At 30.1% G+C, this 14,066-nt stretch carries 19 protein-coding genes; 7 read left to right on the forward strand and 12 right to left on the reverse strand.

Annotated features, from left to right (window positions below; all coding sequences use genetic code 11):
* The first annotated feature begins 41 nt into the window (after positions 1-41).
* Positions 42-182 carry a hypothetical protein gene (locus tag KQI68_RS08095; protein ID WP_216549633.1) on the forward strand — a complete coding sequence of 47 codons (141 nt, stop codon included), beginning with the start codon at positions 42-44 and terminating at the stop codon, positions 180-182.
* A 98-nt stretch (positions 183-280) separates the two neighbouring features.
* Here KQI68_RS08095 and KQI68_RS08100 read toward each other — a convergent pair whose 3' ends face one another.
* The 4 genes from KQI68_RS08100 to KQI68_RS08115 are packed head-to-tail and all read right to left on the reverse strand — an operon-like array spanning position 281 to position 3,747.
* A complete protein-coding gene (locus tag KQI68_RS08100) occupies positions 281-925 on the reverse strand; it encodes an ABC transporter permease (RefSeq protein WP_216549634.1) in 645 nt (214 codons plus the stop codon).
* The gene (locus KQI68_RS08105; RefSeq protein WP_216549635.1) at positions 925-1,896 is read right to left on the reverse strand and encodes an osmoprotectant ABC transporter substrate-binding protein; all 972 of its coding nucleotides are present in this window, start codon (positions 1,894-1,896) and stop codon (positions 925-927) included. The genes KQI68_RS08100 and KQI68_RS08105 overlap by 1 nt, the downstream gene beginning before the upstream one ends.
* Entirely contained in the window at positions 1,893-2,531 is a 639-nt protein-coding gene (locus KQI68_RS08110; RefSeq protein ID WP_246541278.1) for an ABC transporter permease, read from the reverse strand. The genes KQI68_RS08105 and KQI68_RS08110 overlap by 4 nt, the downstream gene beginning before the upstream one ends.
* Positions 2,524-3,747, reverse strand: a complete 1,224-nt coding sequence (locus KQI68_RS08115; protein WP_216549637.1) for an ABC transporter ATP-binding protein — start codon at positions 3,745-3,747, stop codon at positions 2,524-2,526. Before KQI68_RS08115 ends, KQI68_RS08110 begins: the two co-directional genes overlap by 8 nt.
* A gap of 206 nt (positions 3,748-3,953) precedes the next feature.
* Here KQI68_RS08115 and KQI68_RS08120 point away from each other — a divergent pair, with 206 nt between their 5' ends.
* Complete coding sequence (locus KQI68_RS08120; protein WP_216549638.1) at positions 3,954-4,253, forward strand: encapsulin-associated ferritin-like protein; 300 nt, start codon at positions 3,954-3,956, stop codon at positions 4,251-4,253.
* 567 nt (positions 4,254-4,820) lie between these two features.
* On the opposite strand, the gene hslO is transcribed toward KQI68_RS08120, so the two are convergent.
* The gene (gene hslO, locus KQI68_RS08125; protein ID WP_216549639.1) at positions 4,821-5,738 is read right to left on the reverse strand and encodes an Hsp33 family molecular chaperone HslO; all 918 of its coding nucleotides are present in this window, start codon (positions 5,736-5,738) and stop codon (positions 4,821-4,823) included.
* A 158-nt stretch (positions 5,739-5,896) separates the two neighbouring features.
* Between hslO and KQI68_RS10505 the strand changes: the two genes are divergently transcribed.
* Positions 5,897-6,643, forward strand: a complete 747-nt coding sequence (locus tag KQI68_RS10505) for a hypothetical protein (protein ID WP_343221704.1) — start codon at positions 5,897-5,899, stop codon at positions 6,641-6,643.
* Positions 6,633-7,442 carry a stalk domain-containing protein gene (locus KQI68_RS08135; protein WP_216549640.1) on the forward strand — a complete coding sequence of 270 codons (810 nt, stop codon included), beginning with the start codon at positions 6,633-6,635 and terminating at the stop codon, positions 7,440-7,442. The genes KQI68_RS10505 and KQI68_RS08135 overlap by 11 nt, the downstream gene beginning before the upstream one ends.
* Positions 7,443-7,525: 83 nt before the next feature.
* Here the strand turns inward: KQI68_RS08135 and KQI68_RS08140 are convergent, their stop codons facing one another.
* Genes KQI68_RS08140 through hpt form a run of 4 tightly spaced genes read right to left on the reverse strand, consistent with a single transcriptional unit; the run spans position 7,526 to position 10,426 of the window.
* Entirely contained in the window at positions 7,526-8,251 is a 726-nt protein-coding gene (locus tag KQI68_RS08140) for a class I SAM-dependent DNA methyltransferase (protein ID WP_216549641.1), read from the reverse strand.
* Positions 8,248-8,985, reverse strand: a complete 738-nt coding sequence (locus KQI68_RS08145; RefSeq protein ID WP_216549642.1) for an SIR2 family NAD-dependent protein deacylase — start codon at positions 8,983-8,985, stop codon at positions 8,248-8,250. The genes KQI68_RS08140 and KQI68_RS08145 overlap by 4 nt, the downstream gene beginning before the upstream one ends.
* Positions 8,986-8,997: 12 nt before the next feature.
* Complete coding sequence (locus KQI68_RS08150; protein ID WP_216549643.1) at positions 8,998-9,906, reverse strand: CPBP family intramembrane glutamic endopeptidase; 909 nt, start codon at positions 9,904-9,906, stop codon at positions 8,998-9,000.
* Position 9,907: 1 nt separating this feature from the next.
* The gene (gene hpt / locus KQI68_RS08155; protein ID WP_216549644.1) at positions 9,908-10,426 is read right to left on the reverse strand and encodes a hypoxanthine phosphoribosyltransferase; all 519 of its coding nucleotides are present in this window, start codon (positions 10,424-10,426) and stop codon (positions 9,908-9,910) included.
* A gap of 108 nt (positions 10,427-10,534) precedes the next feature.
* Here hpt and KQI68_RS08160 point away from each other — a divergent pair, with 108 nt between their 5' ends.
* The 3 genes from KQI68_RS08160 (at position 10,535) to KQI68_RS08170 (ending at position 12,059) form a co-directional block, all read left to right on the forward strand.
* On the forward strand, positions 10,535-11,047 hold the full coding sequence (locus KQI68_RS08160; protein WP_216549645.1) for a DUF4364 family protein: 513 nt from the start codon (positions 10,535-10,537) through the stop codon (positions 11,045-11,047).
* A gap of 267 nt (positions 11,048-11,314) precedes the next feature.
* Positions 11,315-11,554 carry a hypothetical protein gene (locus tag KQI68_RS08165; RefSeq protein WP_216549646.1) on the forward strand — a complete coding sequence of 80 codons (240 nt, stop codon included), beginning with the start codon at positions 11,315-11,317 and terminating at the stop codon, positions 11,552-11,554.
* A gap of 10 nt (positions 11,555-11,564) precedes the next feature.
* Positions 11,565-12,059 (forward strand): hypothetical protein, encoded by a 495-nt coding sequence (locus KQI68_RS08170; protein WP_216549647.1) that lies wholly within the window; start codon positions 11,565-11,567, stop codon positions 12,057-12,059.
* A gap of 11 nt (positions 12,060-12,070) precedes the next feature.
* On the opposite strand, the gene KQI68_RS08175 is transcribed toward KQI68_RS08170, so the two are convergent.
* Genes KQI68_RS08175 through KQI68_RS08185 form a run of 3 tightly spaced genes read right to left on the reverse strand, consistent with a single transcriptional unit; the run spans position 12,071 to position 14,064 of the window.
* Positions 12,071-12,556 (reverse strand): staygreen family protein, encoded by a 486-nt coding sequence (locus KQI68_RS08175; RefSeq protein WP_216549648.1) that lies wholly within the window; start codon positions 12,554-12,556, stop codon positions 12,071-12,073.
* Positions 12,553-13,080 (reverse strand): hypothetical protein, encoded by a 528-nt coding sequence (locus KQI68_RS08180; protein WP_216549649.1) that lies wholly within the window; start codon positions 13,078-13,080, stop codon positions 12,553-12,555. Before KQI68_RS08180 ends, KQI68_RS08175 begins: the two co-directional genes overlap by 4 nt.
* Entirely contained in the window at positions 13,081-14,064 is a 984-nt protein-coding gene (locus KQI68_RS08185; RefSeq protein ID WP_216549650.1) for a radical SAM/SPASM domain-containing protein, read from the reverse strand.
* Positions 14,065-14,066: the final 2 nt, after the last annotated feature.

Below are 14,066 nucleotides of genomic sequence, written 5' to 3' on the forward strand. Positions count from 1 at the left end.
TAACAAGAGAAGAGAAATTTTAAAAGCTGCAGCTGAAATAATTGAAGAAAATTCTGAAAAGAACATTAAAGTCAGTTTTATTTATAAAAGATGGAAGAATTGAATCAAGTTTAAATTTAGAAAAAGAAGATTCAAATAAATTAAAAAAAGTCCTTCTAAGAATGGAAGAACTTGGAATTTAATATTAATCAAGCAAACGGACAGTCCTAAAGGACAGTCCGAGTAAAAATAATACATCAAAAAAGCCTTCAATCTTCTGAAGGCTTTTATTTTTACTCTTTTATACTTTTGTAAAAGTTCTAGGTGTAAGTTTGTTTTCAATTATTCCAAGGACAAAGTCAGCAACTACTGCCATAAGTGCCGTAGGAATTGCTCCTGCAATTATAATCGCTGAACCATCAGCCACAGTGATTCCTCTTGTGATTATATCACCAAGTCCACCTGCTCCGATGAAAGTTCCAACTGCTGTTACTCCAATGGCTAGGACAAGAGCATTTCTCACTCCACCCATAATTATGGAAATGGCAAGTGGAAGCTCAACCTTTGTCATAAGTTGAAATCTCGTCATTCCCATTCCTTTTGCCGCATCTACAAGTGCTGGCGTTACTGAATTAATTCCTGATACTGTATTTTTTAGTATTGGAAGTATTGCGTATAAGAATACTGCAAATACAACTGTGTTTGGACCAGTTCCTATTGCAAACATAAGAATTGCGAGCATTGCAAGCGAAGGAATTGTCTGCATTACATTTGCTATTCCTATTAAAATCTTTGAAAGGTTTCCCTTTCTAGCAATGAAAAATCCAAGTGGTATTGCAACAATTGCTGCAAAAATTACTCCATAGAGGGAAATTAAGAAATGTCTTACAAATTGTGCAAAGACATAACTTGCGTTTTCTGAATAATATAAAAATACGTCATTCATTATTTACCCTCCTTTACAAATTCTTTGTATTCTTTAACTTTTTCTTTATCTACCTTTACATCTTCAAAATAATTATTTTCTTCTAAGAAATTTTCTGCAACTTTTGAAGGTTCTTCTAAATCTTCATCAGCTTGTCTATTTAATTCTTGCATTGTTTCTGAAGAAATTTGTCCCACTAATTGGAAAATTGAAGTTTCAACTTCAGGATACTTTTCAATTATTTCCATTGATGCAACTGGCGAGCAGTCGTATGGTGGGAACAATCTCTTGTCGTCTTCAAGTACAACTAAATCATATGAAGAAATCTTACCATCAGTTGAATATCCAAGGACAACATCCATCTCATTACTAGCAAGTGCTGTATAGACAAGACCTATATCCATTGGATATATTGTATTGAAATCAAATCCGTAGATTTGTTTAAAGGCTTCGTAGCCATCTCCCTCTCTTGAAATCCAAGCAGTATCAACACCAACAGTTACATTGTCTTTTAATTTTTCTAAATCTGAAACTTTTGTAACTCCATTTTCTTTAGAAAATTCTTCTGTAACCATAAAAGCATAAGTATTGTCAAATCCAAAGGATGGATACCAATATCTATTCCATCTGTCGTAGTATTCTTTCATTACAACATCTTGAGCCTTGTCGGGATCTTTAATTGGATCTAGTCCAAGCTCTCCAGTAAGTGCAGTCCCCGTATACATTGCTCCAACTACATTGACATCGCCTTTAAGCATTGCAATGTGATTTAAAATTGAAGATGAAAGATTAGGAATAAGTGAAACGCTAAGCTCTGTGTCATGCTCAATTTTTTGTTTTACAATTTCTCCAAGTATTGCCCTCTCTGTGTTTTGACCAGTGGCAACAACTACTTCTTTTTTTGTATTTCCGCCTAATCCAGGAAGCGTACAACTTGTTAAGATAAGGGGTAAGATTAAAATCACAAAAATTATATTTTTTATTTTTCTCATGATTCCACCTCGCTTGTCTTATTAGGTGAAAGTTTGTCTTCTAATATTCCAAATAAAAAGTCCACGATAATTGCAAGGATTGTAACAGGAAGGGTTCCCCATACAACCATTGGCATAATAGCATTAGTAAGTCCATTGAAGATTAAATCTCCAAGACCACCTGCACCAACATAGGCAGCAAGAGTAGTCCATGCAAGCACATAAACTGCAGAAAGTCTAATGCCTCCCATGATAACTGGCATAGCCATAGGAATTTGAACTCTTAAAAGAGTCTGAGCCCTTGTCATTCCCATTCCCTTTGCAGCATCGATTAAACTATTGTCAACTCCAGCAATTCCAAGGTATGTGTTTCTTAAAATTGGAAGAAGCGAATATATAAAAAGTGAAACTATTGCAGGCTTCTTACCAACTCCAAAAAGTGGAATCATAAGTGCTAGAAGTGCAAATGATGGGACAGTTTGTAAAATTGAAGCAATTGCCATTACAATTTTTGCCGCAGGTTTTGATCTAGTTAGAGCAATACCTATTGGCACTGCTACAATTATTCCAAAAAATAGAGATATTGAAGAAATGTAAAGATGTTCTAAGGCTTTGGTGAGAATTTCACCGCCATTTTCCATTAGATAATCAATCATTTTCTTCACCTATCTTATTAGAAGTATCTCCAGATGCATCTTTCATAAGTTGTGATAAATTATCTGCTTCTTCTTCATCAGTTTCAAAAGTATCATCTTCAGTATTTTCCCAAAGATTTGTGTAAATTGTATCTACAACAGACGCCCTAGTTACAAGTCCAACAAGTTTATTTTCATCATCTACAACTGGAAGATTTTTAATATCGAGATTATAAATATCTCTTATAGCACTCATAATAACAGTGTCTTTATTAATGGCATAAACCTTGTCCATAACTTCCTGAAGTGATTTGATATTTTTACCAAATCTTCCTATGTCAAACATGCCAACTGCTCCAAGAAGATGAGACTCTTCATCAGTTACAAAAATTGTATCAACTCTTCTGTTTCTCATAAGAGCAAGGGCATCATATGTTGATCTCTCACTTGTAAGAGACACTGGATCTTTAAGCATAATTGTCTCAACAGTTCTGTAAGAAGTTTTTGCTTCATTTAGCTTTTCTTCTCCTAGAAGACCCTCTACGTATTTGCTTGCTGGATTTTTTAAAATATTTTCAGGAGAATCAAATTGAACAACATGACCTTTTTCCATAATTACAATTCTATCTGCAAGTGAAAGAGCTTCGTCCATATCATGGGATACAAAGACAATAGTTTTACCCATTTCCTTTTGAAGTCTTTTAACAAGCTTTTGAAGAGCATCTCTTGTGATTGGGTCAAGTGCCCCAAAAGGCTCGTCCATAAGTATTATATCTTGGTCTGCTGCAAGAGCTCTAATTACTCCAATTCTTTGTTGTTGCCCACCAGATAATTCTGATGGATATTTATCTAAATAAGAAAGTGGAAGATCTACCTTTTCAATTAAATTCTCTGCAATAGGTCTAAGTTTATCTTCTTCCCATTTTAAAAGTCTAGGAACAAGCACAATATTGTCATAGACTGACATATGTGGAAGAAGTCCAATTTGTTGAATTACATAACCTATTTTTCTTCTGAGATCAACAGCATCCATGTCGTTAATATTCTTGCCATTTATTAAAATCTCACCACTAGTTATTTCATTCATCCTATTAATCATTCTCATACAGGTAGTCTTACCTGATCCACTGGCTCCAATAAAACATATAAACTCGCCATCTTTAAACTTTAAGTTTACATCCTTAGCTGCAACCTGATTACCGGGATAGACTTTGCTGACATTTTTAAACTCAATCAATTTTATCTCTCCTTTTTTCAGTGTTAATTTTGCTAGATCGTTAAATCATACTAATATAATTATAACATACTTATATTTCCATTTAAAAAAATTTAATACTTTAATCTATAAAACTCAAATAATTTCTTCATATTTCTTTATTATGTTATAAAGATTAATTTTGGGATATATAATATATAGAATAAAATTTTAGGAGGTAATTAAAAATGGCTAACGATTATCATGAACCAGCAAAAGAAATGGACGAAAAGTGTAGAGATATTATAAGAGCGATTAATTCACTAAAAGAAGAAGTTGAAGCAGTGGATTGGTATACACAAAGATGTGCAGTAGCAACTGACAAAGAACTTAAAGACATTATGTGGCACAATGCAAAAGAAGAAATGGAACACGCAATGATGACACTAGAATGGCTAAGAAGAAATCAAGACGGTTGGGATGAACACATGAGAACATTCCTATTCGCTGAAGGCGATATAATGGAAGCTGAAGAAGAAGAACACTAAGAAAAAAAAGTGCTGGTTAATACCAACACTTTTTTTATGCGTAAAATTATTATATTTTTTTGGGACTGTCCCTGACAAAAGTTATCAAAGGGACAGTCCCTATATTTTTCTATGAAATTTTAAAAAATCATTTTTCTAATCTTACATTAATTATTTCTTGGGAAGGGGCGGCTAGGCCTTCAGAATTGGCCTCGCCCCTTCCCAAACTCATCCCCACGCACCTCAACTGCCTGGCAGGGGCCCGACCCGTTAATACGCAAAAAGGTCTGAGACTAAATTTTCAAAACTCGCTTTGCTCAAACAAGTTGAAAATTTTTAACGTCTCCGACCTTTTTGCTTACTAATAGAGAAGTCGGTTAATTATTGGCAAAATCTTTTTTGGATTTTAAAACTTCAAGAAATATAATGTGCTAAACAAGTTTATTATTTAAATAACTCAAATTATTTTGCATCATTAATATATTTAAAAATTAAAACTATAACTTTAATAATTATACATAAATCAGTTAATTTGAAAAATTTATAATTAAAAAGTGCTGGCTTTCACCAACACTTTTTCAAAATTTTTTAAAAATTATCTTCCACATTATATTTCTTAAGATTAATCTCTTTTGCTTCTTTTAATATTTCTTGAAGATCCTCTTCATCAAAATGATACTTCTCATCACAGAAATAACATTCTACATCTGCCTTCTTATCTTCTTCAAGCATTTCCTTGATTTCCTTAGGTCCAATTGAAACTATTGCATCTTTAACTTTTTCTCTTGAGCAGTCGCATTTATAAGTTATGTCTCTCTTTTCAAGTATTTTATAATTCATACCTTCCATTAGGATTTCAACTAATTTTTCTGCACTGTGATATTCATCAATTACATGAGTTACTGATTTTATTTTGGCAAGGTTTTTCTCAAGCTTTTCAATTTCTTCTTCAGTTGCATCTGGCATAAGTTGAATTATAAATCCACCTGCTGCCTTGATGCTTAAATCAGTATCAACTAATACTCCAAGACCAACTGCTGATGGAACTTGATCTGATTGTAAAAAGTACGCCGCTAGGTCATCTCCAATCTCTCCACTTACAAGTCCAACTGTACCAGTGTATGGCTTTTTCATTCCAATATCCATTACAAGAGTAAGGTTACCTTGTCCAACAACTCCTGACACATCAATCTTCCCATCGCTTTCTCGTATTGGAAGATCGGCTGAAGGGTTAGTCACATATCCCTTTACATAGCCATCATTTTTACAAGTTGCCACAATTTTTCCAGCAGGGCCATTCCCATCAAGTGAAACTGTTATTGAATCCCTTTCATTTTTTTGCCAGGACCCCATAATTGCAGTTGCAGTTAAAAGTCTTCCAAGTGCTGCAGAAGTTGTCTTAGATAAATTGTGCAGCCTTCTAGCTTCTTCAACAACATCTGTTGTAATTGCTGCAGAAATTTTTATAGTTTCTGTCTCATCTATTCCTCTTAAAATATATCCCATATCATCACCATTTTTCTTTAAATATATTTATTCTTTAATGATAACTTTAGTTTATCCTCTTTATGATATATTTATTTAGTATTCTTGTCAATTAAGCTTTATTGTGCTAATGTTAAAGTAATAGATTGTGTTTTAGTAAATTAAAGGGGTTTAATGTTATGAAGTTTGGAATAAGAAAACCTAGTTTAAAAAAATCTTTTAAAGCTAGAACAACAGGAAAAATGAAAAGAGCATTTAGAAGATCTTTTGATCCAACTTACGGAAAAAAAGGCGTGGGATTTATAAAAAATCCTAAAAAATCAATTTATAACAAAGTTTATCACAAAACTACTTTTGGAATTAATGATTTATTTAAAAACTCTTCAAATCAAAAAAATTCATCTTATAGGAAGACCAAATATGCTTCAAATAAGTCAAGTACTTCTAAATTTAAAAATGATAATTTTATTTATAACTCCGATGGAAGTTATTTGATTTTTGATAAAACTCATATAAAAAATGGTTATGATTTAAATAAGGTTATTAGTTTAGAAAATATTAACAAAATTATTATCGAAGATTTTATAATCTACATATATATAAATGGAGACCTATATTTTTATGGAAATTTAACAAAACTAAATCGTGATAAAGTTTATAAACTTTATAAGAGCGTTAATAAAGCCAATAAAGTTCCGTATAAATCTTATTTTGAAGTTATAAAAAATCTTCCAAAAGGAAGCTCTTTAAAGAATTTAAAACTTTATAAGTTTGTTCTTTTACCTATTTCATTATTTTTATTTCTTATTTCAATACTATTAGATGATACTTTTTTTGGGTTCATTGGAATCTTATTTATATTTATTTCTATAGCGGGAATTAATATGAACACTTCAAGCAAACAAGGAGGTAATTATGAAAAATAATTTTAAAAAAGTTTTTGTAAGTTTAATTTTTCTAGCAATTTTAATACCAATTCATGCCTTTGCAAATGGTGAAATTAAAATTTGGATCAATGGAGATTATGTAAAATCAGATGTTGCACCGTTTATTGAAAATGACAGGACTCTTGTACCTGTAAGAGTTATTTCAGAAAATTTAGGATACCAAGTTGATTGGAATGGTGAAACAAAAGAGGTAAATATTATTAGACCTGATAGTGAAAATCCTGAAGTTCTACATTTTTTGGGGATGACTATTGGTGATTCTAATATTTATACTTTTGATATGAAAGTTCTTGCAGAAAATGATATAGACACATATTTTCAAGTTTTGACTAATTCAGTTAAAACTCCAATTGATGCTGCTCCAAAAATTGTTAATGAAAGGACTTTCGTACCAATTAGAGTTATAGCTGAAAACTTTGGTCAAAAAGTTGATTGGGATGCTGAAAATAAAACTGTAATTATTGGCGATGGATATAATTTTAATGCATCCAAAACAGCTATTAACACTAATTTAAATAATGCTGGAGATTATCAGGTTACAAATAATGTCACACCTGTTACAACTAATCTTGTTTCAAATCCAAAGGGAACTAATAATTTAAACACATACGACATTCCTGCTACTGGTAGTTATGTTGGAAATGCAAATAGCAAAAAGTTTCACAGATCAAATTGTAAATCTGCTTCAAAGACATCTCCTAAAAATAGAGTAAACTTTGGCAGTCGAAATGAAGCCGTAAATGCAGGTTATGTACCATGTAAAATTTGTAATCCTTAAATATTGGTATTCTGTAATCCTTAAATATTGGTATTCTGCTATCAATAAAATTTACACTATAAAATAAGACCTGATTACAGGTCTTATTTTCTTGCAATAATAGTATATCTATTAGTTTCTTCACTTATTTCATTTTTTTCATAATCATCGTAAACTTCTATATCCTTATACCCAATTTCTTCTAAAAATGAAAGTACATAATCGATACTGTAGGCTCTTTCTACATGTTCTTCGTAAAATCTTTCGTATAAATCTCTTTCTGTGTTTACAAAGAAATTAATTCCATAGGTGTTTAGCTTTTTTTCTTCATCGTATATATTTTCCCAAACATAAAATACTTCATCTACTTCATCAACTGTTACTGGCGAGATATTTTTAAATTTATATTCTGTGTTTAGGTCAAATATTAATATTCCATCTTCATTTAGATGTTCATAGGCTGATTTTAAAGCTGACTCAAATCCTACTTTTTCAATCACATAGTTGAGGCTATCTCCCACAGAAAATATTGCATCATAATTTGTTGGTGCTTTAAAATTTGTCATATCTTGTCGGAAAAGTTTTAATCTCTTATTTTTTATTTTATTTTCACAAACACTTAGCATGTCATAAGACAAATCAAAAGCATGCACTTCAAATTTATCCACTAAATGTTCTGTGAGCTCACCCGTACCACAAGCCATCTCTAAAATTATTTTAGGTTCTAAATTTTTATCATTTAGAACCTCTAGTATAAATTTATAAATTTTTTTGTAGTCGAGATCATACATTAATTTGTCATAAATATATGCAAAATCTCCATACATCATATTCTTTTTTCTACCTCTTCAAGTATTTCTGTTAAAACTTTAGATGAATTTTCGTGGAATACTACATCTGCCCTGTTGTCAAATGGAGTCGGGTCATTATTTATTATTATTAAATGATCAACATAATTTGGTAGAAAGTTTACTGGTGAAACTGAAAGTGATGAGCCAACAACTATTAATGTATCTGTGTTATCGAGCTCTCTTGCTCCCCTTTCGAAATCATCTGGCATCATATCGCCAAACATTACTACATTTGGTCTAAGTGTGCCGCCACAATCGTCGCATTTAGGTGGAATTTCTCCAGCTTCTACCTTTTTCTTCATCACATCAAATTTAAATTCATGTCCACAGCTCATACAGTGGATTCCTCTAGTTTCTCCGTGAACTTCGTAGATATTTTTAGAGCCAGCCTTTGCGTGTAAGTTATCAATGTTTTGAGTGATAATGCCCTGAAGTTTTCCAAGTTCTTCAAGTTTAGCAAGGGCAATATGACCTTTATTTGGTTTTTGGTCGTTTAAATCTTCTAAGATTACATATCCCTCTTTGTAAAATATTTCAGGATGGTTTAAAAGTCTATCCTTTGAAAGTGCAAGAGTTGGATCCATCTTTGTGTAATATCCAGTGTTACTTCTAAAGTCTGGAATTCCCGAATCAGTTGATATCCCTGCTCCTGTAAGTGCAAACACCTTCTTAGAATTAACAATTAAATCTACGGCCTTTTGTAAATTGTCCATAAAATCCTCCTCTTAAAAAACAATATAGTGATAAATAAAATATAGAATTACAAGTGCTATAATTGGCACAAAATTAAATAAATCAATGCCTTCCACATCTCTATATCTTATTTTTACTTCCTCTGTTATATTATTTTTCATACTGTTAAAAATCATTCTTATTAGAATAATTGAAACAATAGAAATTACAAATAAAATAATTATTATAAAAAGTTGTAGCGATCCAATCTCACGAGAAAGTCTTGTCTGCCACAAAAAGTCAAATACTCTTTGGTTTACATATCTTGCCGATAATACTGCAATCACATTGTTTATGAAATGTGCAATAATTGCGGGATAAATTGATCCTGTAAGTTCTATTAATGTAGAAAACAAAAGTCCCAAGAAAAATGGTGCCACAAAATTTTGAATGTCAAAGTGAAAAAGTGCAAAGACAACTGCTGAACAAACTATGGAAAACTTAACTCCATAAACATTGTATGCATTTGTAAGAGTTGCTCTAAAGAAAACTTCTTCGCAAATTGCAGGCACAAAACACATAAATATCAAATAATTTACAAGGGATACATTTTGAAGCATTACTTCCATGGGAAAGTTTTTATATTCGATAAAATTTCTAAGTAGTGACAAAAATATTCCATTTAGAAGAAGTATCACTGGATATGCAAGTATTGTAACGATTACTGTTTTTAAAACATTTATTGCCGGTGTCTTTTTAATTTTTAAAATTTCTTTTATATTTCCCGTTGATGAAATAACAAGAGCCGGTATTAATACAATAAAAATTTCTGTAATAAAAGTACCCCAAAAGCTGTACTTCTCTTGAATATTAAATCCAATAGTAAGAAAAATTATTGCAAGAATTAATGTAAGTGTGTTGACACTCATTACATTTAAGTTTTTCTTTTTATAACTTCTCATCCTAGTCCTCTACATAATTATAAATATAAGGCACATTTCTGTAGTAGTCACCGTAATTTAAGCCATATCCAACTATAAATAAATCGTCAATTTCAAAACCTACATAATCTGCTTCTATATCTGCTTTTCTTCTGCTAGGCTTGTCAAGTAAAACACAAGTCTTAATACTTTTTGGAGAATAAGTCTCGAGTTTATCAACTACTGCTTTTAAAGTGTTTCCAGTATCAAGTATGTCGTCTACAACAAGTACATTTCTGTCTTTTATATTAGTTCTAAGCTCTGTCAGAAACTTAACATTTCCACTAGATCTCTCATCGTGACCATAGCTTGATGTTGTCAAAAAATCTATTTCAATTAATTTGTCTATCTCTCTAACTAAATCTGCAGCAAAAATAAAACTTCCCCTCAAAAGAGAAATGATAACAAAATCATCTTCAAAGTCATTTTCTATTTTTTCTGCCAATATTTTAACTTTATTTTTAATCTCATCTTGAGAAAATAATAATTCTTTTCTTTTCATAATTTCAAGTATTCCTCCAATTCTATTATATCAAAAACTCTTTAAAATTCATCTTTTATTGATATTGGAAGATTTCTAATATATAATTCAAATAAAGAAGGTGATTTTATGAAAAACAGTTCTTTTGAACTTGCTCTAAATAAGCTATTAATACTTTATATAGTGAAAAATTTTCAGCATAAGTTAGAAGAAAATGATTTAAGCTATTTTGTATTAAATATAGAATTATTTAATTACTTTTATTTCAAACAATATTTACAAGAACTTGAATCAGCCGGTCTGATATTATTTGATAAAGATAAAAAATACTATCTTTCTGAAGACGGCGAAAAAACTTTAGAAGTTTTATACAAAAAGATTCCAGAAGAAAATATTAATTTTCTAGACAAGGAAATGGAAAATTATATCCACGAATTAAATGTAAAAAATTCAGTAACTGCAAATATTTTAAAAGAAGATGATGGAATTTACAATCACTTTAAGATTAAAGATGGTGACATCAATGTATTAGACTTAAAAATAGAAGTTTCAGATGAAAATATGGCTAAGAAATTTTCTAGAAATTTTAAGAAAAATGCCGATAGAATTTATTCCGAAATTTTAAGGTTACTTTCTGAGTAAGGTGGTTTTTTGTATAATTTCATTTATATTTTTTTATTAATTATTTCAATTTTAATTTTATTTTTAGATTTATCTAGTATTAAAAAGAATTATATTTCCGATAGCATTGAATTTATTATAAGCAGCACAAACCTATTAGCTATTATATTTTTATGTTTTATAGGCAAAAATATTAGCCTAATATTTTTTGTTATCTTTAATTCTATTTTTTCATTAATCTATAAATCGAAGAAAAGTTTTAATATCATCCTATTAAATTTAATTATTTTGATTTTTGTAATACCAATTATAAGTTTATATGGATCTACTTTCATAGAAAATGGAGTAAAGATTTACGCTTCTAATATTTATTTTGTATTATTTGCTTTAATTTCAATTGTTTATTATATATTAAATACCTATACAGCAATTAAAATAGCAAAAGTTTCAAGAAATGAATTTTTAATTTTTATGATTCTTCAAACTTTTTTATATTTAGAATTTTTATTTATATTTTTTTACATCTAAGGGGAATTTTATGTACGACATTTATTATATATTCTTAATTTTAGTTTTGCTTTTCTGCTTTTGCATGGATTTATACTTTTTAAAAAAGAATAAGTTTAAAGAAGAGCTTGGATTTTTAGCCATCAATGTAAACATACTCGCTCTGGTTTATTTGTGCTTTACTGAAATTAAACTAAGTTTTGTTTCAATTATTTTAGTTAACACTATCTTTCAACCTATTTATGATAAGAAGAAAAATTTTAATATTATACTTTTGGATTTAATTTCATTAATCATTTTAATTCCAATTACTATTTTAAATTCTAAATCTTTTCAATATGCAGAAAGTGTAGGAAAAGCTTCAAGTATTTATTTTATACTTTTAATTGTATTTGCAATATTATTTTTATTAATGAATATTTACAACATGAAAAAATTTGCAAAAATTTCTAGAAGTCAATTTATTTTAACAATTTTATTTCACATAATTATTTATGCTGAATTAATTTATTTTTATTTTCACTAAAAAAGAAGTTGCTATTTGTGCAACTTCTTATATTTTTTTAGGGATTTATAATCAAATCCTCCCTTGTACTGGACGAATTCATATCCATCAAGTACATATTCTTTTAATTGTTTTTCGATTATCTCTCTATTATGATTTTCATCTTCAGAATAATATATTTCTTTCACTGGTATATCTAAATCTTTAAGGTTTAGTTTTCTCTCGTACTTAGTCATCATAAGAAGTGAATTTATAATATGTCCTTTAAATATTATGAATCTTCCTTCAGTTGTATATTTTGAATTTTCATTGTCAAGATAGCATTTAAATACAAAATATCCATCTTCCCAATATCCAAAGACTTCATCTTTATCTTCTGAGAATTCAAAATTATCAAAATCCTTAACTATACTTAAAAATAATTCTCCCGTGTCGTCGCTGTGAGCTAAAATATATTTTCTATCTTTTAAGTCTAAATCTCTCGCGTCTTTGTCTTCATATACATTTATCTTACTCATGCGTTAACAATCCTCTTTGAAAAAATAGAAACTGTGTACCTAGAAGCAAGTAAACCTATTAAATAAATCACAATTGTAATAACTACAGTTGGAATTATGCCAGCTTGCACAAATCTTGATTGTGGAACGAAAATATTAACTATAAAAAATGATGTCCAAACTGAAAGTGAAGACCTAATTGGCACAGAGTAAATAATATTTCTAACTTCATTATAATTTCTAAAAATTAATAGAGTTATAATATCGGCAATTATTCCACTCAGTACGCCTGCCAAGGCTCCAAACAAAGTCATCCTCATCATATAAATTCCGTAGCACAATGAAATCAGTGTGACTGTTCCTATTTTTCTAGTTTTTAAAATAGTAGCTGTATAAATAAAGGCAAAAACTGGTGCAGTTATTAAAACTCTTGAAGATGGTATGGGAAGAGTAAGCGATAAAGAATACAAGACCTTCCCTATTACAATCATCATAGCTAGAGATAGTCCCATAAGAACCCAATCTTTCACTCTAAATTTCTTCATTTAACCACCTAAGCTACAATAATTATCAAATTCCAAATAGTCTCCAGTGTTTGCAAAAGCTCTCGCCCTGCATCCGCCGCAAACTTCATTAAAATTACAAGTTCTGCATCTTCCCTTGTAATTTTCAAAATTTCTTAGATTATTAAAAACTTCACTATCTTTCCAAATATTATAAAAAGATTCTTCCCTTAAATTGCCTGCTTCAACTTCTGCATAGGGACAAATATTTACCCTTCCATCGTATACAACAGAGCAGTAATTTGTTCCTGCAATACATGCCTTTCTAACTCTTGGATCAAGACCCATCTCTCTTGCAATTACAGTGGACTGTGGTGCACAAGTTGGTTTTATGAACAAATCAGACTCATATTCTAAAACTTCTTTAATTGCTCTTGTGTACTCCTCTTTAGTTAGATAAACTCTATCTAAGTTTTTACCGCGACCAGTCATTACAAGAAATAGCACATGAACAGATGATGCACCGAGCTCCTCTGCAAAGTCTAAAAGTTCGTGGATTTCACCAAGATTAATCTTAGAGATAGTAGTGTTTATTTGAAATTTAATGCCATTATCTCTTAAAAGTTTTATTCCCCTCAAGGTTTCATCAAAAGCGCCATTATATCCTCTAAAGGCATCGTGTCTATTTTTGTCAGTGGAGTCAATTGATATTGCAACAGAATTAATATATTTTTTAATTTCATCAATATTATTTTCTGTTATAAGAGTTCCATTACTTCCAAGAGCTGTAAAAAGTCCAAGGTCTTTAGCATATTTTGCAAGTTCGAAAATATCACTTCTCATAAGTGGCTCTCCACCACTTAGCTTAAGCATATTAAAACCTGATTTTTTAATATCTCTAAAAAGTTCCTTTGCTTCTTCAGTAGTAAGCTCATCTGAAATATCTACATCTTCTTTAGAATTTCTATAACAATGTTCACAATAGAGGTTGCATTTTTTTGTAACATTAAATGATACAATATTCATTT

It is taken from the genome of Peptoniphilus ovalis (assembly GCF_018919265.1).
Taxonomy (GTDB): Bacteria; Bacillota; Clostridia; order Tissierellales; family Peptoniphilaceae; genus Peptoniphilus_A; species Peptoniphilus_A ovalis.

Bases quoted from the DNA above. Each gene is read 5' to 3' on its own strand.
- KQI68_RS08110 (WP_246541278.1), bottom strand. From the start codon at position 2,531: ATGATTGATTATCTAATGGAAAATGGCGGTGAAATTCTCACCAAAGCC.
- KQI68_RS08105 (WP_216549635.1), bottom strand. From the start codon at position 1,896: ATGAGAAAAATAAAAAATATAATTTTTGTGATTTTAATCTTACCCCTT.
- KQI68_RS08175 (WP_216549648.1), bottom strand. From the start codon at position 12,556: ATGAGTAAGATAAATGTATATGAAGACAAAGACGCGAGAGATTTAGAC.
- KQI68_RS08180 (WP_216549649.1), bottom strand. From the start codon at position 13,080: ATGAAGAAATTTAGAGTGAAAGATTGGGTTCTTATGGGACTATCTCTA.
- KQI68_RS08185 (WP_216549650.1), bottom strand. From the start codon at position 14,064: ATGAATATTGTATCATTTAATGTTACAAAAAAATGCAACCTCTATTGT.
- KQI68_RS08170 (WP_216549647.1), top strand. From the start codon at position 11,565: ATGTACGACATTTATTATATATTCTTAATTTTAGTTTTGCTTTTCTGC.
- KQI68_RS08100 (WP_216549634.1), bottom strand. From the start codon at position 925: ATGAATGACGTATTTTTATATTATTCAGAAAACGCAAGTTATGTCTTT.
- KQI68_RS08160 (WP_216549645.1), top strand. From the start codon at position 10,535: ATGAAAAACAGTTCTTTTGAACTTGCTCTAAATAAGCTATTAATACTT.
- KQI68_RS08140 (WP_216549641.1), bottom strand. From the start codon at position 8,251: ATGATGTATGGAGATTTTGCATATATTTATGACAAATTAATGTATGAT.
- KQI68_RS10505 (WP_343221704.1), top strand. From the start codon at position 5,897: ATGAAGTTTGGAATAAGAAAACCTAGTTTAAAAAAATCTTTTAAAGCT.
- hpt (WP_216549644.1), bottom strand. From the start codon at position 10,426: ATGAAAAGAAAAGAATTATTATTTTCTCAAGATGAGATTAAAAATAAA.
- KQI68_RS08150 (WP_216549643.1), bottom strand. From the start codon at position 9,906: ATGAGAAGTTATAAAAAGAAAAACTTAAATGTAATGAGTGTCAACACA.
- KQI68_RS08135 (WP_216549640.1), top strand. From the start codon at position 6,633: ATGAAAAATAATTTTAAAAAAGTTTTTGTAAGTTTAATTTTTCTAGCA.
- KQI68_RS08145 (WP_216549642.1), bottom strand. From the start codon at position 8,985: ATGGACAATTTACAAAAGGCCGTAGATTTAATTGTTAATTCTAAGAAG.
- hslO (WP_216549639.1), bottom strand. From the start codon at position 5,738: ATGGGATATATTTTAAGAGGAATAGATGAGACAGAAACTATAAAAATT.
- KQI68_RS08120 (WP_216549638.1), top strand. From the start codon at position 3,954: ATGGCTAACGATTATCATGAACCAGCAAAAGAAATGGACGAAAAGTGT.